15 protein-coding genes and 4 tRNA genes are annotated in these 23,133 nt (G+C 63.8%); 1 reads left to right on the top strand and 18 read right to left on the bottom strand.

Annotation, left to right across the window (positions count from 1 at the left end):
• Window positions 1-5 precede the first annotated feature (5 nt).
• The 18 genes from fusA to ACT6SE_RS02665 form a co-directional block, all read right to left on the bottom strand.
• Complete coding sequence (gene fusA / locus ACT6SE_RS02750; protein ID WP_014646050.1) at window positions 6-2,147, bottom strand: elongation factor G; 2,142 nt, start codon at window positions 2,145-2,147, stop codon at window positions 6-8.
• Window positions 2,148-2,288: 141 nt separating this feature from the next.
• Window positions 2,289-2,762: a 30S ribosomal protein S7 gene (rpsG, locus tag ACT6SE_RS02745; protein WP_004145321.1), complete on the bottom strand. Its 474-nt coding sequence runs from the start codon at window positions 2,760-2,762 to the stop codon at window positions 2,289-2,291.
• A gap of 12 nt (window positions 2,763-2,774) precedes the next feature.
• Window positions 2,775-3,149: a 30S ribosomal protein S12 gene (gene rpsL / locus ACT6SE_RS02740; protein WP_004145320.1), complete on the bottom strand. Its 375-nt coding sequence runs from the start codon at window positions 3,147-3,149 to the stop codon at window positions 2,775-2,777.
• A gap of 284 nt (window positions 3,150-3,433) precedes the next feature.
• On the bottom strand, window positions 3,434-7,657 hold the full coding sequence (gene rpoC / locus ACT6SE_RS02735; RefSeq protein ID WP_014646049.1) for a DNA-directed RNA polymerase subunit beta': 4,224 nt from the start codon (window positions 7,655-7,657) through the stop codon (window positions 3,434-3,436).
• 89 nt (window positions 7,658-7,746) lie between these two features.
• Window positions 7,747-11,901 (bottom strand): DNA-directed RNA polymerase subunit beta, encoded by a 4,155-nt coding sequence (rpoB, locus tag ACT6SE_RS02730; RefSeq protein WP_444811093.1) that lies wholly within the window; start codon window positions 11,899-11,901, stop codon window positions 7,747-7,749.
• A 329-nt stretch (window positions 11,902-12,230) separates the two neighbouring features.
• Window positions 12,231-12,599, bottom strand: a complete 369-nt coding sequence (rplL, locus tag ACT6SE_RS02725) for a 50S ribosomal protein L7/L12 (protein WP_014646047.1) — start codon at window positions 12,597-12,599, stop codon at window positions 12,231-12,233.
• A 63-nt stretch (window positions 12,600-12,662) separates the two neighbouring features.
• Window positions 12,663-13,199 carry a 50S ribosomal protein L10 gene (rplJ, locus tag ACT6SE_RS02720; RefSeq protein WP_010480377.1) on the bottom strand — a complete coding sequence of 179 codons (537 nt, stop codon included), beginning with the start codon at window positions 13,197-13,199 and terminating at the stop codon, window positions 12,663-12,665.
• 386 nt (window positions 13,200-13,585) lie between these two features.
• Window positions 13,586-14,284, bottom strand: a complete 699-nt coding sequence (gene rplA / locus ACT6SE_RS02715; RefSeq protein WP_014646045.1) for a 50S ribosomal protein L1 — start codon at window positions 14,282-14,284, stop codon at window positions 13,586-13,588.
• Window positions 14,285-14,288: 4 nt separating this feature from the next.
• Window positions 14,289-14,717 (bottom strand): 50S ribosomal protein L11, encoded by a 429-nt coding sequence (gene rplK / locus ACT6SE_RS02710; RefSeq protein ID WP_004145248.1) that lies wholly within the window; start codon window positions 14,715-14,717, stop codon window positions 14,289-14,291.
• 258 nt (window positions 14,718-14,975) lie between these two features.
• A complete protein-coding gene (gene nusG, locus ACT6SE_RS02705) occupies window positions 14,976-15,536 on the bottom strand; it encodes a transcription termination/antitermination protein NusG (RefSeq protein ID WP_004154362.1) in 561 nt (186 codons plus the stop codon).
• Between the two features lie 10 nt (window positions 15,537-15,546).
• Complete coding sequence (secE, locus tag ACT6SE_RS02700; RefSeq protein ID WP_014646044.1) at window positions 15,547-15,960, bottom strand: preprotein translocase subunit SecE; 414 nt, start codon at window positions 15,958-15,960, stop codon at window positions 15,547-15,549.
• A gap of 49 nt (window positions 15,961-16,009) precedes the next feature.
• Window positions 16,010-16,085: transfer RNA gene (locus ACT6SE_RS02695), tRNA-Trp, on the bottom strand.
• Between the two features lie 102 nt (window positions 16,086-16,187).
• On the bottom strand, window positions 16,188-17,378 hold the full coding sequence (tuf, locus tag ACT6SE_RS02690) for an elongation factor Tu (RefSeq protein ID WP_444811092.1): 1,191 nt from the start codon (window positions 17,376-17,378) through the stop codon (window positions 16,188-16,190).
• 41 nt (window positions 17,379-17,419) lie between these two features.
• Window positions 17,420-17,495 (bottom strand) — tRNA-Thr (locus ACT6SE_RS02685).
• 49 nt (window positions 17,496-17,544) lie between these two features.
• Window positions 17,545-17,618, bottom strand: a tRNA-Gly gene (locus ACT6SE_RS02680).
• 24 nt (window positions 17,619-17,642) lie between these two features.
• Window positions 17,643-17,728, bottom strand: a tRNA-Tyr gene (locus ACT6SE_RS02675).
• A 137-nt stretch (window positions 17,729-17,865) separates the two neighbouring features.
• Window positions 17,866-18,882 carry an isoaspartyl peptidase/L-asparaginase family protein gene (locus ACT6SE_RS02670; protein ID WP_046429056.1) on the bottom strand — a complete coding sequence of 339 codons (1,017 nt, stop codon included), beginning with the start codon at window positions 18,880-18,882 and terminating at the stop codon, window positions 17,866-17,868.
• A 109-nt stretch (window positions 18,883-18,991) separates the two neighbouring features.
• A complete protein-coding gene (locus tag ACT6SE_RS02665) occupies window positions 18,992-20,011 on the bottom strand; it encodes a cyanophycinase (RefSeq protein WP_046429266.1) in 1,020 nt (339 codons plus the stop codon).
• A gap of 169 nt (window positions 20,012-20,180) precedes the next feature.
• Here ACT6SE_RS02665 and ACT6SE_RS02660 point away from each other — a divergent pair, with 169 nt between their 5' ends.
• Window positions 20,181-22,919 (top strand): TonB-dependent receptor plug domain-containing protein, encoded by a 2,739-nt coding sequence (locus ACT6SE_RS02660; protein ID WP_046429053.1) that lies wholly within the window; start codon window positions 20,181-20,183, stop codon window positions 22,917-22,919.
• Window positions 22,920-23,133: the final 214 nt, after the last annotated feature.

The following is a 23,133-nucleotide window of genomic DNA, read 5'->3' as shown; positions in this document are numbered from 1 at the left end:
GAGGCTCAGCCCTTCTTCATGACGGCTTCGGCGATGTTGGTCGGAGCCGGCTCGTAGTGATCGAATTCCATGGTGAAGGTGGCGCGGCCCTGGGTCTGCGAACGCAGCGCAGTGGCGTAGCCGAACATTTCACCCAGCGGGATCATCGCGTTGATGATGCTGGCCGAACCGTCACCGGTGGTGTCGGAACCCTGCAGCACGCCGCGACGACGGCTGACGTCGCCCATCACGTCACCCTGGTAATCCTCCGGGGTCACGATCTCGACCTTCATGATCGGCTCCAGCAGCACCGGCTTGGCCTTGGCGAAGCCCTGCTTGAAGGCCATCGACGAAGCCAGCTTGAACGCCATTTCCGAGGAGTCGACGTCGTGGTACGAACCGAACACCAGCTTCACCTTGACGTCCACGACCGGGAAGCCAGCCAGCGGACCGCTGGTGATGGTTTCGCGCAGGCCCTTTTCAACCGACGGAATGAATTCCTTCGGGATCACGCCGCCGGTGATGTCGTTGATGAACAGGAAGTCGTCCTTGATGGCCGGAGCCAGCTTCGGATCGGCACGGTCTTCAGCGGTGATCGGCGACAGCTCGATCACGACGTGACCGTACTGACCCTTACCACCGGACTGCTTGGCGTGCTTGTAGTCCGACTTGACGTCAGCCAAGGTGATGGTTTCGCGGTAGGCCACCTGCGGCGCGCCGACGTTGGCTTCAACGTTGAACTCGCGCTTCAGGCGATCGACGATGATGTCCAGGTGCAGCTCGCCCATGCCCGAGATGATGGTCTGGCCGGATTCTTCGTCGGTCTTGACGCGGAACGACGGATCTTCCTGCGCCAGACGGCCCAGGGCCAGACCCATCTTTTCCTGGTCCGACTTGGTCTTCGGCTCGACGGCCATCGAGATCACCGGCTCCGGGAACGTCATGCGCTCCAGGATGATCGGCGCGTCCACGGCGCACAGGGTGTCACCGGTGGTGGTGTCCTTCAGGCCCACGGCAGCAGCGATGTCACCAGCCAGAACTTCCTTGATTTCCTCGCGGTTGTTCGAGTGCATCTGCAGGATGCGACCGATGCGCTCCTTCTTGCCCTTCACCGAGTTCAGCACGGTGTCGCCACCGTTCAGGGTGCCCGAGTAGACGCGGAAGAAGGTCAGCGCGCCGACGAACGGGTCGGTGATGATCTTGAAGGCCAGCGACGAGAACGGAGCCTTGTCGTCCGACTTGCGGGTCATCTCGACGGTGTCGTCGTCAACGTCCACGCCCTTCACGTCCGGCACGTCGACCGGCGACGGCAGCAGCTGGATCACGCCGTCCAGCATGGCCTGCACGCCCTTGTTCTTGAAGGCCGAGCCGCAGTACATCGGCACGATCTCGGTGGCCAGGGTACGGGTACGCAGCGCGTTGATGATTTCAGCCTCGGCCAGCTCTTCGCCGCCCAGGTACTTTTCCATCAGCTCTTCGCTGGCTTCGGCAGCGGTCTCGACCATGAACTGGCGAGCCTCTTCGGCAGCCGCCTGCAGATCGGCCGGGATGTCGCTGTATTCGAACTTCATGCCCTGCGAAGCCTCATCCCAATGGATGGCCTTCATCTTCAGCAGGTCGACAACGCCCTTGAAGTTGTCTTCAGCGCCGATCGGCAGCTGCATCGGCACGGCGACCGCGCCCAGCTTGGCCTTCAGCTGGCCGACGACCTTCTGGAAGTTGGCACCGGTGCGGTCCATCTTGTTGACGAACGCGATGCGCGGCACGTGGTACTTGTTGGCCTGGCGCCACACGGTTTCCGACTGCGGCTGCACGCCACCGACGGCACACAGGACGAAGACGGCACCGTCGAGCACGCGCAGCGAGCGCTCCACTTCGATGGTGAAGTCGACGTGCCCGGGGGTGTCGATGATGTTGAAGCGGTGCTCCGGCAGGGACTTGTCCATGCCCTTCCAGAACGCGGTGGTGGCAGCGGACTGGATCGTGATGCCACGCTCCTGCTCCTGCTCCATCCAGTCCATGGTGGCGGCGCCGTCGTGCACTTCACCGATCTTGTGGCTCTTGCCGGTGTAGAACAGGATGCGCTCGGACGTGGTGGTCTTGCCGGCATCGATGTGAGCCATGATGCCGAAGTTACGGTAACGCTCGATGGGAGTGGAACGGGCCACGGGAGCCTCTCAGATTTCTTGGATTTCGGATGGCCGAACGCCGCCTTTCGGCGGCCTTCGGATTGGCGCAGCCCTTCTGGGACCGCGAGGCAGCACGCACCGAAGTGGTGCTGCCCTGCCTGTTTTACAAGGCCGTCAAACTCACCAGCGGTAGTGGGCGAATGCCTTGTTGGCTTCGGCCATGCGGTGGGTTTCTTCGCGCTTCTTGATGGCGCCGCCACGGTTTTCCGAGGCGTCGATCAGTTCAGCAGCCAGCTTCTTCGGCATGGTGTTCTCACCACGCTTGCGCGCGGAGTCGATCAGCCAGCGCATGGCCAGGGCCATCTTGCGCGACGAACGCACTTCGACCGGCACCTGGTAGGTGGCACCACCGACGCGACGCGACTTGACTTCGACCGCCGGAGCGACGTTGTCCAGAGCCTTCTGCACCAGTTCAATGGCGTTGGCGCTGCTGTTCTTCTCGGTGATCACGTCCATGGCGCCGTACACGATCTTTTCGGCGACGGACTTCTTGCCGCTCTGCATGACCATGTTGATGAAGCGGGCGATGGTTTCGCTTCCGTGCTTCGGATCGGGCAGGACGGAACGCTGCGGAGTATTACCCTTACGCGACATAGTGCTCTCTCCTTATGCCTTCGGACGCTTGGCGCCGTACTTGGAACGGGCCTGGCGACGCTTGGCAACGCCGGCGGCGTCGAGCGAGCCACGAACGGTGTGGTAACGCACACCCGGCAGGTCCTTGACGCGACCGCCGCGGATCAGGACCACGGAGTGCTCCTGCAGGTTGTGGCCTTCACCACCGATGTAGGAAATCACTTCTTCCTGGTTGGTCAGGCGGACCTTGGCAACCTTGCGCAGAGCCGAGTTCGGCTTCTTCGGAGTGGTGGTGTAGACACGGGTGCAGACGCCACGGCGCTGCGGGCACTTGTCGAGCGCCGGCGAGGCACTCTTGTAGGTGGTCGCTTGCCGCGGCTTGCGGACCAGCTGGTTGATCGTCGCCATCAGTAGGTTCTTCTGATTGGTGGCCGGAAAATCCGACCAGAGATGCGGAAATGTTAAAGCAGGCCGAAATTCTGGCCTGCTGAGACAGACGATTGTAGCAACCTGCCAGGAAAGCAGTCAAACGCCTCCTGTCAAGCCCGTCCCTGATCCCGGGACGTTACTGGGGGGCCTCCATGTACCCCGTTCAGGTTGACAGGGTTGATCGCGGACGATCTCCCCTGCCCTTTCCCAATCCCATCGATGGACCGATGGGGTGGTCCGGCCTTGCGGCCGGACCGGCTACCTCATTCTTCGCCCGACGCCTGTTCAGCTTCGGCTTCAACCACCGGCGCCTCGACCGCGGCCGGGGTACCGGCCAGGGTCTGCATTTCCGACTCGGTGAGACCGGAAGCGCCGCGACGGCGGTTGCTGTGGTACGCCAGGCCGGTACCGGCCGGAATCAGGCGACCCACGATGACGTTTTCCTTCAGGCCACGCAGGTTGTCCGAGGTGCCGCGGACGGCCGCTTCGGTCAGCACGCGGGTGGTTTCCTGGAACGAAGCAGCCGAGATGAACGATTCGGTCGCCAGCGACGCCTTGGTGATACCCAGCAGGACCGGATCGAAGTGCGCCGGCAGCTCGTTGCGGGCCGACAGGCGCGCATTTTCCTCGATAACGCGCTGACGCTCCACCTGTTCGCCGTTCAGGAACTTGCTGCTGCCCTGATCGGTGATCTCGACCTTGCGCAGCATCTGGCGGGTGATCACCTCGATGTGCTTGTCGTTGATCTTCACGCCCTGCAGGCGGTACACGTCCTGGATTTCCTTCACCAGGTAGGCCGCCAGCGGCTCGACGCCCAGCAGGCGCAGGATGTCCTGCGGGCTCGGCTCGCCGTCCACGATGGTTTCACCCTTGGTGACATGCTCGCCTTCGAACACGATGACCTGGCGGTACTTCGGGATCAGCTCTTCGTGCTCCGAACCATCGGTGTCCTTGATGATCAGGCGCTGCTTGCCCTTGGTGTCCTTGCCGAAGCTGATGATGCCCGAACGCTCGGCCAGCACCGCCGGATCCTTCGGCTTGCGCGCTTCGAACAGGTCGGCCACGCGCGGCAGACCACCGGTGATGTCGCGGGTCTTCGACGCTTCCTGCGGGATCTTGGCGACGACGTCGCCCACGCCCACCGGGGCGCCGTCCTGCAGGTTGACGATCGAACGCGGCGGCAGCAGGTACTGCGCCGGCAGGTCGGTGCCCGGAATCGACAGGTCGTTGCCCTTGGCGTCGACGATGCGCACGATCGGGCGCAGGTCCTTGGCCTGGGTACCACGACGCTTCGGATCGGTGATTTCGCGCGAAGCCAGGCCGGTCAGCTCGTCGGTCTTCTCGATGACGGTGATGCCATCAACGAAGTCGATGAAGCGGATGAAGCCGGCCACTTCCGACACGATCGGGTGGTTATGCGGATCCCAGTTGGCCACGGTCTGGCCAGCCTTGATCGCATCACCGTCCTTGGACGTGATGGTCGCACCGTACGGCAGCTTGTAACGCTCACGCTCACGGCCGTGGGCATCGAGCACCGAGATTTCGCCCGAGCGCGACACTGCGACCAGCGAGCCGTTGGCATGCTCGACCGACTTGAGGTTGCTGAACTTGACCGAGCCGGTGGTCTTGACGGTGATGTTGTCGACCGCTGCAGCTCGCGACGCCGCACCACCGATGTGGAACGTACGCATGGTCAGCTGGGTACCCGGCTCACCGATGGACTGCGCGGCGATGACGCCGACTGCTTCACCGATGTTGACCAGGTGGCCACGGGCCAGGTCGCGGCCGTAGCAGCGCGAGCAGACACCGAACGCCGATTCGCAGGAGATGGTCGAGCGGACCTTGATGGTCTGCACGCCGGCATCTTCCAGCTTGGCGACCCAGGCTTCGTCGAGCAGGGTGTTGCGGGTGACGATCGGATCCTCGTCGTTGCCCGGCAGGAACACGTCCTCGGCGACCACGCGGCCCAGCACGCGGTCCTTCAGCGGCTCGACCACGTCGCCGCCTTCCACGATCGGGGTCATGATCAGGCCTTCGGTGGTACCGCAATCCACCTCGGTGATCACCACGTCCTGCGCGACGTCGACCAGACGACGGGTCAGGTAACCCGAGTTCGCGGTCTTCAGTGCGGTATCGGCCAGACCCTTACGGGCACCGTGGGTGGAGTTGAAGTACTCCTGCACGTTCAGGCCTTCGCGGAAGTTCGCCTTGATGGGCGTCTCGATGATCGAGCCGTCCGGGCGGGCCATCAGGCCGCGCATGCCGGCCAGCTGACGGATCTGCGCCTGCGAACCACGCGCACCGGAGTCGGCCATGATGTACAGCGAGTTCATCGACTTCTGGTCGATGGTCTCGCCCTTGGCATTGACCACCTTCTCGGTACCGATGGTGTCCATCATCGCCTTGGCGATGCGCTCGTTGGTGCGCGACCAGATGTCGACCACCTTGTTGTAGCGCTCGCCGGCGGTGACCAGGCCCGACTGGTACTGCTCCTGGATTTCCAGCACTTCGGCTTCGGCCTCGGTGAGGATGCCCTTCTTCTCGTCCGGGATCAGCATGTCGTCGATGCCGATCGAGACGCCGGCGCGGGTCGCGTAGGCGAAGCCGGTGTACATCAGCTTGTCGGCGAACACGACCGTGTCCTTCAGGCCCAGCTGGCGGTAGCTGGAGTTGATCAGGCGGCTGATGTTCTTCTTGGTCAGCTCGGTGTTGGCCAGCGCGAACGGCAGGCCTTCCGGCAGGATTTCAGCCAGCAGGGCGCGACCGATCGTGGTGTCCACGATCGAGGTCTTGTTCTGCTTGTTGCCGTCTTCGTCGGTCACCACCTCGGTGATGCGGACCTTGACCTTGGCGTGCAGTTCCACCACGCGGTTGTCGTAGGCACGCTTCACTTCGGCGATGTTGGCGAAGGCCATGCCCTCGCCCTTCTTGTTTTCCAGCGAGCGGGTCATGTAGTACAGACCCAGCACGACGTCCTGCGACGGCACGATGATCGGCTCGCCGTTGGCCGGCGACAGGATGTTGTTGGTCGACATCATCAGCGCACGCGCTTCCAGCTGGGCTTCCAGCGAGAGCGGCACGTGGACGGCCATCTGGTCACCGTCGAAGTCGGCGTTGAACGCGGTGCAGACCAGCGGGTGCAGCTGGATGGCCTTGCCTTCGATCAGCACCGGCTCGAACGCCTGGATGCCCAGACGGTGCAGGGTCGGCGCACGGTTCAGCATCACCGGATGCTCGCGGATGACCTCTTCCAGGATGTCCCAGACTTCGGCTTCTTCGCGCTCGACCAGCTTCTTGGCGGCCTTGATGGTGGTGGCCAGGCCACGACGCTGCAGCTTGGCGAAGACGAACGGCTTGAACAGCTCCAGCGCCATCTTCTTCGGCAGGCCGCACTGGTGCAGGCGCAGGTACGGACCGACCACGATGACCGAACGGCCCGAGTAGTCGACGCGCTTGCCGAGCAGGTTCTGGCGGAAGCGACCCTGCTTGCCCTTGATCATGTCGGCCAGCGACTTCAGCGGGCGCTTGTTGGTGCCGGTGATGGCACGGCCGCGACGGCCGTTGTCCAGCAGCGCATCGACCGATTCCTGCAGCATGCGCTTTTCATTGCGCACGATGATGTCCGGCGCGCTCAGCTCGAGCAGGCGGCGCAGGCGGTTGTTGCGGTTGATGACGCGGCGGTACAGGTCGTTCAGGTCGGAGGTCGCGAAGCGGCCGCCATCCAGCGGGACCAGCGGGCGCAGGTCCGGCGGCAGCACCGGCAGCACGGTCATGACCATCCATTCCGGACGGTTGCCCGATTCCAGGAAGGCCTCGATCAGCTTGATGCGCTTGGTGAGGCGCTTGAGCTTGGTTTCCGAACCGGTAGCGGCGATTTCCTCGCGCAGGCGGGTCATTTCCGACTGCAGGTCGATCGTGCGCAGCAGTTCGTACACGGCCTCGGCGCCCATGGCGGCGTCGAAGTCGTCACCGTGCTCCTGGCGGGCCTGCAGGTACTGTTCTTCGGTCAGCAGCTGGCGGCGCTCCAGGGCGGTCAGGCCCGGCTCGGTCACCACGTACGCTTCGAAGTACAGCACGCGCTCGATATCGCGCAGGGTCATGTCCAGCATCAGGCCGATGCGCGACGGCAGCGACTTCAGGAACCAGATGTGCGCGACCGGCGACGCCAGGTCGATGTGGCCCATGCGCTCACGGCGCACCTTGGCCAGGGTCACTTCGGTGCCGCACTTTTCGCAGACCACGCCGCGGTGCTTCATGCGCTTGTACTTGCCGCACAGGCACTCGTAGTCCTTCACCGGGCCGAAGATGGCGGCGCAGAACAGGCCGTCGCGTTCCGGCTTGAAGGTACGGTAGTTGATGGTTTCCGGCTTCTTCACTTCGCCGAAGGACCACGAACGGATCAGGTCCGGCGAGGCCAGCGCGATCTTGATCGCGTCGAAGTCCAGCGTCTGGCGCTGCTGGTTGAAGAGGTTGAGCAGGTCTTTCATGGTGTTCTCCAGAAGGAGGAATGCTGTGTCGATGGGCTTTCAGTTGACTGCCAGCGGCGCGGCGGCGGAGGCCGCCGCGCCGGCATGGATCAGTTGTCTTCCAGTTCCATGTTGATGGCCAGCGAGCGGATTTCCTTCACGAGCACGTTGAAGGATTCCGGCATGCCCGCGACCATCTCGTGCTCACCGTCGACAATGTTCTTGTACATCTGGTTGCGGCCCTGCACGTCATCGGACTTCACCGTCAGCATTTCCTGCAGGGTGTAGGCCGCGCCGTAGGCTTCCAGCGCCCAGACTTCCATTTCACCGAAGCGCTGGCCGCCGAACTGCGCCTTGCCGCCCAGCGGCTGCTGGGTGACGAGCGAGTACGGACCGGTCGAACGGGCGTGCATCTTGTCGTCGACCAGGTGGTTCAGCTTCAGGTAGTGCATGTAGCCAACGGTGGTGTGGCGATCGAAGGCTTCACCGGTGCGGCCGTCGTACAGCTGGGTCTGGCCGCTGCTCGGCAGGTCGGCCAGTTCCAGCATGCGCTTGATTTCCGCTTCGGTGGCGCCGTCGAACACCGGGGTAGCCATCGGCACGCCGTCGGTCAGGTTGCGGGCCAGGCGCAGCAGTTCCTCGTCGCTGAACTGCGACAGGTCGACACGGTTGGCCACGTTGGTGTCGTCGTGGTTGTAGATGTCGTCCAGGAACTTGCGCAGGTCGGCGACCGCCGCCTGGGCTTCCATCATCGCCTGGATCTTGCGACCCAGACCCTTGGCGGCCCAGCCCAGGTGCACTTCCAGGATCTGGCCGATGTTCATGCGCGACGGCACGCCCAGCGGATTCAGCACGATGTCCACGGTTTCGCCCGAGGCCATGTACGGCATGTCCTCGACCGGCACCACGTTGGAGACCACACCCTTGTTGCCGTGGCGGCCAGCCATCTTGTCGCCCGGCTGGATGCGGCGCTTCACGGCCAGGAACACCTTGACCATCTTCAGAACGCCCGGAGCGAGGTCGTCACCGGCGGTGATCTTGCCGCGCTTGTCGGCGAAGCGACGCTCGAACTCCTTCTCGTGCGCCTGGATCTGCTTCTGCGCGCGCTCGATGGCTTCCGAAGCGTCCTCGTCCTTCATGCGCAGGGCGAACCAGTCAGCCTTCTTCAGGCCGTCCAGGAAGGCGTCGGTGATCACGTCACCCTTCTTCAGGCCAGCGCCACCGTTGACCACCTTGCCCACGATCTGCGAACGCAGACGCATGTAGATGGCGGCTTCCAGGATGCGGAACTGGTCGTCGAAGTCCTTCTTGACGCGCTTGATTTCAGATTCTTCGATCTGGCGGGCGCGCTTGTCCTTCTCGATGCCGTCGCGGGTGAAGACCTGCACGTCGATGACGGTGCCGTCCATGCCCGGCGGAACGCGCAGCGAGCTGTCCTTCACGTCCGAAGCCTTCTCGCCGAAGATCGCGCGCAGCAGCTTCTCTTCCGGGGTCAGCTGGCTTTCGCCCTTCGGGGTGACCTTGCCGACCAGGATGTCGCCGGCACGGACTTCCGCGCCGATGTACACCACGCCGCTCTCGTCCAGGCGGTTCAGCGCCTGCTCGGAGACGTTCGGGATGTCGGCGGAGATTTCCTCCGGCCCCAGCTTGGTGTCACGCGCGACGCAGGTCAGCTCTTCGATGTGGATCGTGGTGTAACGATCCTCTTCCACCACGCGCTCGGAGAGCAGGATGGAGTCTTCGAAGTTGTAGCCGTTCCACGGCATGAACGCGATCAGCATGTTCTGGCCCAGGGCCAGTTCGCCGATGTCGGTGGACGGACCGTCGGCCAGCACGTCGCCGCGGGCGATGACGTCACCGACCTGGACCAGCGGGCGCTGGTTGATGCAGGTGTTCTGGTTCGAACGGGTGTACTTGACCAGGTTGTAGATGTCCACGCCTGCGTCGGTGGCGCCAACGATCTCTTCCTCGTTGACCTTGACCACGATGCGGGCCGCGTCGATCTGCACGATCTCGCCACCACGACGGGCATTCACGGTCACACCGGAGTCACGCGCCACGGCGCGCTCGATGCCGGTACCGACCAGCGGCTTCTGCGCACGCAGGGTCGGCACGGCCTGACGCTGCATGTTGGCGCCCATCAGTGCGCGGTTGGCGTCATCGTGCTCCAGGAACGGAACCAGCGCGGCCGCGATCGACACGGTCTGCATCGGCGAGACGTCCATGAAGTGGACTTCCGCCGGCGGCTTCAGCAGCGATTCGCCCTGGAAGCGGCACGGGACGAACTGCTCGGTCAGGGTGCCCTTGGCGTCGGTCAGCGCGTTGGCCTGCGCAATGACGTACTCGTTTTCTTCGATCGCCGACAGGAACTCGACTTCGTCATAGACCTTGCCGTCCACGACCTTGCGGTACGGGGTCTCGAGGAAACCGTACTGGTTGGTGCGGGCATACACGGCCAGCGAGTTGATCAGGCCGATGTTCGGACCTTCCGGGGTTTCGATGGTGCAGACGCGGCCGTAATGGGTCGGGTGCACGTCGCGCACTTCGAAGCCGGCGCGCTCACGGGTCAGACCGCCCGGGCCCAGGGCCGAGACGCGACGCTTGTGAGTCACTTCCGACAGCGGGTTGTTCTGGTCCATGAACTGCGACAGCTGCGAGGAGCCGAAGAACTCCTTGATGGCAGCGGCGACCGGCTTGGCGTTGATCAGTTCCTGCGGGGTCAGGCCTTCCGACTCGGCCATCGACAGGCGCTCCTTGACCGCGCGCTCGACGCGGACCAGGCCGACGCGGAACACGTTCTCGGCCATTTCACCGACCGAACGCACGCGACGGTTGCCCAGGTGATCGATGTCATCGACCACGCCGCGACCGTTGCGGATCTCGGTCAGGACCTTGATCACGTCCAGGATGTCGGAGCTGTCGCCGTGGGCAGCGACCAGGCGCTTGGACTCTTCGTCGTTGCGCTCACCGAAGTACTTGCTGTCGTACAGCACGGCTTCGCCGGTGGTTTCCTTGCGGCCCACGCGACGGTTGAACTTCATGCGGCCGACCGCGGACAGGTCGTAGCGCTCGAAGGTGAAGAACAGGTTGTGGAACAGGTTCTGCGCGGCATCCTTGGTCGGCGGCTCGCCCGGACGCATCATGCGGTAGATCTCGACCAGGGCTTCCAGCTGGGTCTTGGTCGGGTCGATGCGCAGGGTGTTGGACAGGTACGGACCACGATCCAGGTCGTTCACCCACAGGGTGCCGACCGCGTCAACGCCGGCCTTGCGGAAGGCCTGCAGCTGCTCGTCGGTGATCTCGTCGTTGGCCTGGGCCAGCAGCTCGCCGGTGGAGGCATCGACCACGTCGTGCGACAGGATGCGGCCGACGATGTAGTCGTCCGGCACGGCCAGGGCGGCGATGCCCGAGGCTTCCAGCTGCTTGATGTGGCGCGCGGTGATGCGCTTGCCGGCTTCCACGATGACCTTGTCGCCGTCGGCGAGGTCGAAGCCCAGGGTTTCGCCACGCAGGCGCTCCGGCACCAGCTCCAGCTGGACGCCTTCATCCGGATTGATGTGGAAGGTGTTGATCTCGAAGAACTCGGCCAGCATCTCCTCGTTGCTGTAGCCGAGCGCGCGCAGCAGGATCGACACCGGCAGCTTGCGGCGGCGGTCGATACGGGTGAACAGCGCGTCCTTCGGGTCGAACTCGAAGTCCAGCCAGGAACCGCGGTAAGGAATGATGCGGGCGCTGTACAGCAGCTTGCCCGAGCTGTGGGTCTTGCCACGGTCGTGGTCGAAGAACACGCCCGGCGAGCGGTGCAGCTGCGAGACGATGACGCGCTCGGCGCCGTTGACGATGAAGGTGCCGTTCTCGGTCATCAGCGGGATTTCGCCCAGATAGACCTCCTGCTCCTTCACGTACTTGATGGCCTTGGTCGACGACTCACGGTCGTAGATCACCAGGCGCACGGTCACGCGCAGCGGGGCGCCGTAGCTCATGCCGCGCTGGCGGCACTCACGCTCGTCGAAGACCGGTTCGCCCAGCTTGTAGCCGACGTATTCCAGGGCAGCATTGCCGCTGTAGCTGGCGATCGGGAAGACCGACTTCAGCGCAGCGTGCAGGCCGTGGTCCGTGCGCTTGGCCGGATCGACGTTTTCCTGCAGGAATTCACGATAGGAATCCACCTGGATGGCGAGCAGGAACGGCACTTCGAGAATCGAGCGCTGCTTGCCGAAATCCTTGCGGATACGCTTTTTTTCGGTGAACGAATAGGACGTCATGAGGTCTTCCACCTTGTTGTGCGGATCGTGCGCCCACGATCCGAAGGGAACTTGAAATTGTCAGTTGGAAGTCGCTGGTATTGCCGGCACCAGCACGCCTTCTCCCGCTACTTCCAACTGCCAACTCGTCTGCTACCACTCCCCCGCTGCCGCGCCGTGCGCTGGCCTGCCGGGGTTTGACTGCAGCCCGTGTTGGGCTTTTTCCTGCTTTTGAAACAGTCGACTAACAGTCGACCCTACCGGTACCGCAACAACGACCAAAGGCCGGAGGCTTACGCCCCCAGCCTTGGCTGCATCGCCGTGAATCGGTGACGATGCAAGGTAACTGCTTACTTGACTTCGACAGTCGCGCCAGCAGCTTCCAGGTCCTTCTTCATCTTCTCGGCGTCTTCCTTCGAAGCGCCTTCCTTCAGGACGCCACCGGCTTCGGCCAGGTCCTTCGCTTCCTTCAGGCCCAGGCCGGTGATGGCGCGGACGGCCTTGATGACCTCGACCTTCTTCTCGCCGGCGGTCTTCAGGGTGACGGTGAACTCGGTCTGCTCTTCAACAGCAGCGGCCGGGCCAGCGGCAGCAGCCACGGCAACCGGAGCAGCGGCGGAGACGCCGAACTTCTCTTCGATGGCCTTGACCAGCTCCATCACTTCCATCAGGGACTTCTCGGCGATGGCGTCGACGATCTGTTCGTTGGTAAGGGACATGATTAATACCTTTGGATGATTTTCTGGGTTGAGGTTCCGTCAGGAACCACGGTAAGTCGAAACTCAGGCGGTCTCGGCGGCCGGCTCGGCAGCGTCGGCGGCGACATCGCCACCCCCCTGCTTCTCGCCAACGGCCTTGATGGCGCGGGCAAACATCGTGACCGGCTCGGTCAGGACGCGGGCCAGCATGGCCAGGGCCTGGTCGCGGGTCGGCAGCGAGGCCAGCACTTCGACGTGGCTTGCCGGGAACACTTCGCCACCGATGGCGACGACCTTAGCCTTCAGCTTGTCGTTGCCCTTGGCGGCTTCCTTGATCAGGCGACCGGCAGCGCCGGGCTCCTCGAGCGAGAACGCGTACAGCAGCGGACCAACCATCTGGTCCTGTGCGACTGCGAACTCGGTGCCTTCAACGGCGCGCGAAGCCAGGGTGTTCTTGACAACCTTCAAGAAAACACCGGTTTCACGAGCCTGCTTGCGCATCGCGGTCATCTGGGCGACCGTGGTGCCAGCGTATTCGGCTGCGATCAAGGAGTGGGCCTTGGCGGCGACGTCTGCCAGCTCGGCGACTACTTCTTGCTTCTGGGACAGATTGAGAGCCATTGCACTCCTCCTATTGAACTCCGCTTACGGCTCCTGCCGTGTGCGGTCCTGTGCGGCATCCGTCCTGGACGCCGGGAACATCGGGATGATGTTCCGGGGGTGGGCCGTTCTAGACCTGGAGTGGGCCAACCTGGGAAACCCAGACGTGCGTGAACCAGAAAAACTCCAGAAGGGCACCATCTACGCAGGGTGATTCCGGGGAATCGATTAAGCGCTCATGACTGCTCCGGCGGCGACTCCTTGCCAGATCGAGCTTCCGTGCCCGTCGCCGGTATTGCCACGACCGCGCCTGCGGTCTTTGACGGCTACCGCAGGCGATGCACTGCCAGCGATGCCTTCAAATGTCACGGTCACGGCACCGAAGGTACCGTGACCGCTTAAAACAATTACTTCAGGGTCAGCGACGACTGGTCGACGGTGACGCCCGGGCCCATCGTCGAGCTGACCGAAACCTTCTGCAGGTAGGTGCCCTTCGAGGTGGCCGGCTTGGCCTTGATCAGGTCCAGCAGCAGCGCGGTCAGGTTCGACTTCAGCGCGTCTTCGGCGAAGTCGGCCTTGCCGATGGTGCAGTGGATGATGCCGGCCTTGTCGGTGCGGTAACGGACCTGACCCGACTTGGCGTTCTTCACGGCTTCACCCGGGTTCGGGGAAACAGTGCCGACCTTCGGGTTCGGCATCAGGCCGCGCGGGCCCAGCACGGTGCCCAGCTTACCGACGACACGCATGGCGTCCGGGGTCGCGATGACGACGTCATAGTTCAGATCACCGGCCTGCATCTTCTCGGCCAGATCGTCCATACCGACGGCTTCGGCGCCAGCGGCCAGGGCTTCATCAGCCTTGGCACCGGCCGGAGCGAACACGGCGACGCGGACCGACTTGCCGGTACCGGCCGGCAGCACGGTGGAGCCACGGACCTGCTGGTCGGACTTCTTCGCATCGACGCCCAGGCGCACGGCAACGTCGATCGACTCGACGAACTTCGCCTTGGTGGCGGTCTTCAGGATGTTGATCGCGTCCTCGAAGGCGTACGCCTTGCCCGGAACGACGGCGGCCTTGATGGCCTTCTCACGCTTGGTCTGTGCCATCTTATTAACCCTCCACCACGAGGCCCATGGAACGGGCAGAGCCAGCGATGGTACGCACGGCGGCGTCCAGGTCGGCGGCAGTCAGATCCGGTTCCTTCGCCTTGGCGATCTCTTCCAGCTGCTTACGGGTGACCTTGCCGACCTTCTCGGTGTTCGGGCGCTTGGAGCCCGACGAGATGCCAGCGGCCTTCTTCAGCAGGGTGGTGGCCGGGGTGCTCTTGGTGATGAAGGTGAACGTACGGTCCGAGTAGGCCGTGATGATCACCGGAACCGGCAGACCCGGCTCGAGCTTCTGCGTGGCAGCGTTGAACGCCTTGCAGAATTCCATGATGTTCAGACCACGCTGACCCAGCGCAGGACCGACCGGCGGCGAGGGGTTGGCCTGACCGGCCTTCACCTGCAGCTTGATGTAACCGACAACTTTCTTTGCCATGTGAGTGCTCTCCGGGTGCTAGCGCCTTTCGACAACAGGCTCCCCATCGGACCGGGAATCACGCGTCCCGGCATCGCGTTTTGAAATCATGCTGAAGGCCACCTTGCGGCGGCCTCATCCTGCTGGCTTTCCCAGCAGGGAGCCGCGCACTATAACAGGTTTTTTCTTCACATGCCTGAAGCGGCAGGTAAACGAACGAAACCGGGCCAGGCCCGGTTTCTGGTCCGACGCCGAGCCATGCTCGACGCTACAGACAGGTCAGACGGCCTTTTCGACCTGGCCGAACTCGAGCTCGACCGGGGTCGCACGACCGAAGATCAGCACCGAGACGCGCAGACGGCTCTTCTCGTAGTTGACCTCTTCGACGACGCCATTGAAATCATTGAACGGACCGTCGGTGACGCGGACCATCTGGCCCGGCTCGAACAGCACCTTCGGACGCGGCTTCTCGACACCTTCCTGAACGCGGTTCAGGATGGCCTCGGCCTCGGAATCGGCGATCGGCAATGGACGATCGGCAGTACCGCCGATGAAGCCCATCACACGCGGGGTTTCCTTGACCAGGTGCCAGCTTTCGTTGTCGATGCGCGGAATACCGGCTTCTTCGTGGGTCTCGATCTGGACCAGCACGTAACCCGGGAAGAACTTGCGCTCGGAGCGGCGCTTCTGGCCAGCGCGCATCTCGACCACTTCTTCGGTCGGAACCAGGACGTCGCCGAAGCGCTCTTCCATGCCATCACGGACGATGCGATCGCGCAGGGCCTGCGCCACCGACTTCTCGAAGCCCGAATAGGCGTGAACGACGTACCAACGCTTCATGCAATTCTCCTTAGCGGCTCAGGAACCACTGAGTCAGTTTCTGGATCAGGAAGTCGAAGCCACCCAGCAGCAGGCTGAGGATGAGCACCACGACGATCACGACCCAGGTCATGCGGATGGCTTCCTGGCGCGTCGGCCAGACCACCTTGCGCAGTTCGAAGCGCGACTCGGAGAGGAATTCGCGGGTGTCGCGCCCCTTGCCGGTCAGCATGAACACGCCGATACCGCCAACCAGACCGACCACGACCGCCAACGCACGCACCTGACCCGCCCACGCACCCAGCTGGGCGGCGCGACCGGAGTCGGCGGAGAACCAGAACCAGACGAACAGACCGGCCAGCACCAGCAACGATGCGGCGACATACTTGACGATATCTCCACCATTGGCGGAGTTGTCCTTGGAGTGTTCGATCTTGCTATTCATCCGGCTGTGTCTGCTTTAGCGGCGCAGGCCGCTGGGTAAGGTGGGCAGATGGCACGCCAGGAGGGACTCGAACCCCCAACCTGCGGTTTTGGAGACCGCTGCTCTGCCAATTGAGCTACTGGCGTACGTTGAAAACTTGCCTTCCCTTAGACGGCGAAGGCGGACCGAGGTTCCCGGCCCGCCATTCGCGTAACCGGCGGCGCTATGCAACCACCGGTACTGCAGGCTTACTCGATGATCTTCGAGACCACGCCGGCGCCGACGGTACGGCCGCCTTCGCGGATGGCGAAGCGCAGGCCTTCGTCCATTGCCACCGGGTTGATCAGGGTGACGACCATCTTGACGTTGTCACCCGGCATCACCATTTCGACGCCTTCCGGCAGAGCAGCTGCGCCGGTGATGTCGGTGGTGCGGAAGTAGAACTGCGGACGGTAGCCGTTGAAGAACGGGGTGTGGCGGCCGCCCTCGTCCTTCGACAGGACGTACACTTCGCCTTCGAACTTGGTGTGCGGCTTGATCGTGCCCGGCTTGGCCAGCACCTGGCCACGCTCGACGTCGTCACGCTTGGTGCCGCGCAGCAGCAGGCCAGCGTTGTCGCCTGCCTGACCCTGGTCCAGCAGCTTGCGGAACATTTCAACGCCGGTCACGGTGGTCTTCTGCACCGGACGGATGCCGACGATTTCGATTTCGTCGCCAACCTTGATCACGCCGCGCTCGATACGACCGGTCACCACGGTGCCGCGGCCCGAGATCGAGAACACGTCTTCCACCGGCATCAGGAACGACTTGTCGATCGCACGCTCCGGCTCCGGAATCCAGCTGTCCAGCGCGTCGACCAGCTTCAGGATGGCCGGCACGCCGATGTCGCTCTGGTCGCCTTCCAGCGCCAGGCGGGCCGAACCGGCGATGATCGGGGTGTCGTCGCCCGGGAACTCGTACTTGCTCAGCAGTTCGCGCACTTCCATCTCGACCAGCTCGAGCAGCTCGGCGTCGTCGACCATGTCGGCCTTGTTCAGGAACACGACGATGTACGGCACGCCGACCTGGCGCGACAGCAGGATGTGCTCACGGGTCTGCGGCATCGGGCCGTCAGCGGCCGAGCACACCAGGATCGCACCGTCCATCTGGGCGGCACCGGTGATCATGTTCTTGACGTAGTCAGCGTGGCCCGGGCAGTCAACGTGGGCGTAGTGACGGATCGGGGATTCGTATTCGACGTGCGCGGTCGAGATCGTGATACCACGAGCCTTTTCTTCCGGCGCGGCGTCGATCGAGGAGTAGTCCTTGAACTCGCCACCGAAGCGCTCGGCACCGATCTTGGTCAGTGCGGCGGTCAGCGTGGTCTTGCCGTGGTCGACGTGACCGATGGTGCCGACATTGACGTGCGGCTTGGTGCGCTCGAACTTACCCTTGGCCATGGCTGCTTATCTCGAATTCGTCTGAGAGGTGATGCTTAAGATGGTGCTCACGAAAGGAATCGAACCTTCGACCTCTTCCTTACCAAGGAAGTGCTCTACCGACTGAGCTACGTGAGCCGAGTTTTGCATTATGACATGAACTCGATAAGATTCAAAGTTCATTCAATGGAGCGGGAGACGGGAATCGAACCCGCACCATCAGCTTGGAAGGCTGAGGTTCTACCATTGAACTACTCCCGCGCCGGGAATGTCACAACGTGAAACTGGTGGAGGGAGGTGGATTCGAACCACCGAAGGCGTAAGCCAGCAGATTTACAGTCTGCCCCCGTTGGCCGCTTGGGTATCCCTCCTTACCACCCCATTCCGTTGCCGCCGAAGCGTTGCGGTGTGTGGTGGTGAGCCGCTTATTCTGCTGATGGGACGGGGGGCTGTCAACGCTTTTTTCCATCTTTTTCACACGTTGTCGCAAACCCATTGATACGCAAGGTTATTGACCGGGGACCGGCGGGGTCTCGCTGGCGAAAATTGCGACATGGGGGACTCCGTCGGCGCCGATCCAGCCCCGATACATGCCCTGGGTGTTGAACGGCGTGGCCATTCTGCCGTCCGCGGCAAGCACAATCGCACCACCGTCGCCGCCCATCTGCGGAATCGTCTCGTTGATCACGCCCTTGCCGGCCTGCTCCGGGCTCTGCCCCTGGTAGCGCATGCGCGCACAGATCTCGTGCGCGGCCGCGGTGCGGATGTAGTACTCGCCCCAGCCGGTGCCCGACACCGCACAGCGCGCATCGGCCCAGGTGCCGGCGCCGATGATCGGCGAGTCCCCCACCCGGCCATAGCGCTTGTTGGTCATGCCGCCCGTGGAGGTGCCCGCGGCCAGCTGCCCCTGCGCATCCAGCGCGACCGCACCGACGGTACCGAAGTGCTTTGCGGTCTCCAGGTCGGCATGGGCTTGGCCATTGACCTCTTCCTTAAGCGCGCGCTGCAGCTGCTGCCAACGCTTCTCCGTGCGGAAGTAGGAGGGATCAACCAGAGCAATGCCCTGCTCCACCGCGAAGGCTTCGGCACCCTGCCCTACCATCATCACGTGCCTGGACTTCTGCATCACGGTCTGCGCCAGCAGGATCGGGTTACGCACCCGCTGCACGCCGGCCACCGCACCTGCTGCCTGGGTGGCACCGTCCATCACCGCCGCATCCAGCTCGTTGTGGCCGTCATGGGTGAACACTGCGCCCTTGCCAGCGTTGAAGGTCGGATCGTCCTCCAGCACGGTGATTGCCGCAGTGACCGCTGCAAGCGCCGGACGACCGGCCGCCAGTTCGGCATGGCCTTTCAGCAGTGCGGCGCGCAACGCATCGCGCGCAGCCTTCTCTTCGGCCGGCGACAGGTCCTTGCGTTCGACGCCGGCGCCGCCATGGATGACCAGCAATGGCGACGCAGCCGGGGCGGCCTGGGCGATCAATGGAAAGGACAGCAGCGCGGACAGCGCCAGGCGCAGTTTCATCAGGTACGTCTCCAGCAGGACAAGGGAATGGATTGCAGGGTAGCGCCGGCCGCTGGCCGCAAGGGGCGCATCAGCTCAGGGAAAGTGAGTTGCCGGCCAGCGGCCGGCGCTACCGAAGCGTGAACTCGATCTGGCCGTCGCTGATGTCGGCCACGGCCTGGTAGTCGGCCTCGGCCTGGAAATCGTCCAGGCGCATGCGGCTGCCACTGGCGACCACGGTCACTGGAACGGCATGGAAGCGCAATGGTTCGCCCTCGACCAGGCGATCGGCATCACGACCGGGGCTGACCACCCAGACCTTGCCCTCGCCATCAGCGCTGTAGACCTGGGCCTGGCCATCGGGCTCCACGCACAGGGCGGTGTCCTCATCAACGCCGATGCCGACGATGTCAGGGTCGCCGCTGTCCTGCGCGGCGCGTGCCACGAACACGATGAGGCGGCCAAGGCGGTCACGCTTGTCGAAATGGGTGTCGGTGACCACGCGCTGCAGGTAGGGCATCTGCAGGAAGCCACTGTCCATGGCGACTGCGCTGCCCATCGGATCGGCCAGCGCACCGGCCGAGCTGATGCTGCCGCCATCCATGGCGCCATAGGCATAGCCGCCGAGGATGGCCAGGCCAGCGCTGGTACCGGCAATCGGCTTGCCGGCGCGTACATGGGCGTTGAGCGCGCGGTTGAGTGCGGTGCCCTTCCAGAAGCGGATGTAGCGCGACTGGTCGCCGCCGGCAATGAAGATGGCATCGGCCGCAGCGACCACGCGCAGCACGGCTGGATCATCGGCACCGCGGCGGCTGTCGAAGACCAGCGTCTGTACCGCGGTGGTGCCGCCGATCTCGCGGTACAGGCGGTCCTGCAGTTCATCGCCACCGGAGGCACGCAGGATCAGTACACGGCCATTGCCGGCCTGCTTCAACCACCACTGGAAGGCATCCGGCACCCACTCGCCACCGCCCATCAGCATCATCGCGGATGCACGCGGCCCGGGACGTGGGGCCTCAAGGTCGCCGACCTCGTAATAGGAAAAGCCCGGGCCCTGCAGATCCTGCGCGGGCGCGGCCGACGGCCAGGCCAGCATGAGCAGCGCCAGCCAGGCAACAGGGGTACGCAGGGTCCGGTGAACGCGTCGCATCTTGATCTCCCTGAACAAAATCGACTTGCAAGCGTTTTCACTCTTTGCCAGATAGGGACCCAGTAGTCAAGGACATAAAAAAGGCGTTAAATGCGCGCGCCCATTCCGGAAATCTGAATGGGGGACAGGCCCCTCCTCTGCGGGCCGGCTTCATTTCCGAGAATTCCTCATGCGTAGAAAGGCGATGGCGTGGTCGATCCAGCTAGCGTTGATGGGTGTGGCTGCTTCCGCGGCCGCCCAGGCTCCGGCGTCCTCTCCGGTACAACAACTGGACGCGGTGCAGGTCACCGGTTCGCGCATTCCGCGCGCCCAGGTGGAAGGCCCCGCCCCGATCACGGTGATCAACGCCGAACAGATCCGCTCCAGTGGCTTCACCAGCGTGCCGGACGTGCTGCGTGCGATGACCCAGAACGGCGGTGAGACGCAGAGCCAGCAGTCTTCCAGCGGCGCCGACTTCTCGCCGGGTGCCCAGCAGGTGGACCTGCGCGGCCTGGGCCCGAACCACACGCTGGTGCTGGTCAATGGCCGCCGTATCGCCGACTTCCCGATGCCGTTCAAGGGCCGCAGCAACTTCACCGATGTCTCCAACATTCCGCTGGGGATGATCGAGCGCATTGAAGTACTGACCGGCAGCGCCTCGGCCATCTATGGATCGGACGCGATCGCCGGCGTGGTCAACTTCATCCTGAAGAAGAAGGCCGACGGCACCACGATCGACATGCGCATGGGCACCACCACTGAAGGCGGTGGCGAGTCGTTCGACATGAGCATCGCCAGCGGTTTCAGCCGTGGCAACTTCAACGCGGTGTACAGCGTGGAACTGCAGTCGCAGACGCCGCTGTGGGCCTATGAGCGCGACATCCAGGACTCGACCCAGGACGGCCCCACCGAGGGTTCGCGCATCGCCCGCCGCGCCTACCTGCGCACCGACTACAACGATGACTACCTGGACCCGGGCGCGGCCACCTGCGAAGCGCTGTCCGGCCAGAACCAGGGCAGCACCTACCGCGCCTACCGCCCGCGCTATGGCTATTACTGCGGAAGCGACAGCTCGATCGGCTACGGCACCATCCTCAGCAAGCGCCGTGGTGCCAATGGCTACGCCTCGCTGAGCTACGACTTCGACAATGGCCAGCAGTGGTTCGCCGATGTGCAGCTGGGCTATCACACGATGTCGCTGATGCGCGACGTCACCAAGTGGGGCCGCATGGACGCCAACGGCGATGAGTCGGGCTACTTCAACAACGAAGCCACCGGCGAGATCGAGTTCTGGCAGCGCCAGTTCTCGCCCGAGGAAATGGGTGGCCTGCGCAATGCCATGGTGCGCAGCACGCAGAAGACCTTCAGCGTGACCACCGGCTTCAAGGGCAACCTGGCCGGCAACTGGGACTACGAAGCGGCATTGAGCCATTCGCAGTACCAGTCGCGGATCAGCTGGGCGCAGATCATCGCCGCCAAGGCCAATGACCTGTTCCTCGGCCCGCAGCTGGGCGTGGATGACGACGGTTTCCCGATCTACAACGCCGACCCGTCACGCCTGTACCGGCCGCTGACCCGCGCCGAGTACGATTCGATCGCCGCGCGTACCACCTACACGCCGAAGTCGCGCACGGAGACGGCGGCATTCACTCTGACCAATTCCGCGCTGTTCGGCCTGCCCGGCGGTGACGCCGGTTTCGCCGCGACCGTGGAAGTGGGCCAGCAGGCGTACTCGCTCAATCCTGATCCGCTGGCGACCCAGTACTACTATTACAGCTGGAAGGATTCGGACGGCCAAGGTTCGCGCAACCGCTGGGCTACGGCGGCCGAGCTGCGCATGCCGCTGCACGAAACGGTCAACCTGAGCGTGGCCGGCCGCTACGACCAGTACCGCTATTCCGGCCACACCATCGGCAAGGCGACCTGGAGCGGTGGCCTGGAATGGCGCCCGATCGACACGCTGCTGGTGCGCGGTTCGTATGGCACCGCGTTCCGTGCGCCGGACCTGCACTATGTATTCGCCGGCCCGGGCAACGATGAGACCACCGCCGAAGACCTGTACAGCTGCCGCGCCGACGGCGCCACCGACTGCGCCGACTACGAGCGCAACCTGATCCGCAGCCGCACCGGCAACCGCCAGCTCGACCCGGAAACCAGCACCTCGTGGAGTGCCGGCTTCGTCTGGTCGCCGGCCGTCGGCCTGGACCTGTCGGTGGACTGGTTCGACATCGACATGCGCGACCAGGTGCAGGACATGGACGTGCGCACGATCCTGGCCAACGAAGCGAACTGCCGCCTGGGCAGCGCCGACATCACCTCGCCGACCTGCGTGGATGCACTCGCCCGCATCACCCGCAGCAACGACGGGCGCCTGTATGGCGTGCGCGTGGCGCCGATCAACGTCGCCCGCGAATCCACCTCCGGCATCGACGTCGGCCTGCGCTACCGCCTGCAGACGGGCATCGGCGACTTCATCTTCAACGGCACCCACACCTGGGTGAAGAAGCATGACTTCCAGCGCTACCCGGGCGACCGCACCGAAGACCAGTTCGCAGTGAACAGCGGCTTCGACATCCCACGCACCAAGACCAGCCTGAGCGTGACCTGGGAAAAGGATGCGTGGTCGGCAACGGTGTACGGTTCGCGCCTGGGCAAGCTGCCGACCTCGGACAGCTACGACCAGGTGTTCGACTGGGACAGCGGCGACAGCCCGTACGTGAAGGCGACCTATCGCTACAACGCCTCGCTGCAGTACCGCTTCGACGACCACTCGCGCCTGTCGCTGTCGGTGGTCAATGTGTTCAACAAGATGCCGCCGACGGACCGTACCTACACTGCATACCCGTACTACGACGTGTCCTGGTTCGACAGCGTGGGGCGCACGATCAACCTGCAGTACACCCACAAGTTCGGTGGCAGCGCGCTGTAAGGCACGCCGCATTGCAGAACGTGGACGACAAGGCCCGCCATTGGCGGGCCTTGTTGTTTGCGGTTCTGGTAGATGCCCACCCTGGTGGGCACTGTTTCGCCCCGCCCACCAAGGTGGGCGACTGCCAGAGCGGGCCATCTGGGGTTTTCCACACCGCACGTGGAAAGCAATGGGAACTTGGTGTGGACAAGTGGGTTCGAGCGTTGCGGTGCAG

The organism is Stenotrophomonas sp. LC732 (assembly GCF_052446685.1).
Lineage (GTDB): Bacteria > Pseudomonadota > Gammaproteobacteria > Xanthomonadales > Xanthomonadaceae > Stenotrophomonas > Stenotrophomonas muris.
The sequence above is the reverse complement of the archived record's forward strand: the minus strand, read 5'-3'. Positions and strand labels throughout refer to the sequence as shown.

Bases quoted from the DNA above. Each gene is read 5' to 3' on its own strand.
- rplJ (WP_010480377.1), bottom strand. From the start codon at position 13,199: ATGGCTCTCAATCTGTCCCAGAAGCAAGAAGTAGTCGCCGAGCTGGCA.
- rplL (WP_014646047.1), bottom strand. From the start codon at position 12,599: ATGTCCCTTACCAACGAACAGATCGTCGACGCCATCGCCGAGAAGTCC.
- ACT6SE_RS02670 (WP_046429056.1), bottom strand. From the start codon at position 18,882: ATGAAACTGCGCCTGGCGCTGTCCGCGCTGCTGTCCTTTCCATTGATC.
- ACT6SE_RS02665 (WP_046429266.1), bottom strand. From the start codon at position 20,011: ATGCGACGCGTTCACCGGACCCTGCGTACCCCTGTTGCCTGGCTGGCG.
- ACT6SE_RS02660 (WP_046429053.1), top strand. From the start codon at position 20,181: ATGCGTAGAAAGGCGATGGCGTGGTCGATCCAGCTAGCGTTGATGGGT.
- rpsG (WP_004145321.1), bottom strand. From the start codon at position 2,762: ATGTCGCGTAAGGGTAATACTCCGCAGCGTTCCGTCCTGCCCGATCCG.
- rpoB (WP_444811093.1), bottom strand. From the start codon at position 11,901: ATGACGTCCTATTCGTTCACCGAAAAAAAGCGTATCCGCAAGGATTTC.
- tuf (WP_444811092.1), bottom strand. From the start codon at position 17,378: ATGGCCAAGGGTAAGTTCGAGCGCACCAAGCCGCACGTCAATGTCGGC.
- rpoC (WP_014646049.1), bottom strand. From the start codon at position 7,657: ATGAAAGACCTGCTCAACCTCTTCAACCAGCAGCGCCAGACGCTGGAC.
- nusG (WP_004154362.1), bottom strand. From the start codon at position 15,536: ATGAAGCGTTGGTACGTCGTTCACGCCTATTCGGGCTTCGAGAAGTCG.
- secE (WP_014646044.1), bottom strand. From the start codon at position 15,960: ATGAATAGCAAGATCGAACACTCCAAGGACAACTCCGCCAATGGTGGA.
- rplA (WP_014646045.1), bottom strand. From the start codon at position 14,284: ATGGCACAGACCAAGCGTGAGAAGGCCATCAAGGCCGCCGTCGTTCCG.
- rplK (WP_004145248.1), bottom strand. From the start codon at position 14,717: ATGGCAAAGAAAGTTGTCGGTTACATCAAGCTGCAGGTGAAGGCCGGT.
- rpsL (WP_004145320.1), bottom strand. From the start codon at position 3,149: ATGGCGACGATCAACCAGCTGGTCCGCAAGCCGCGGCAAGCGACCACC.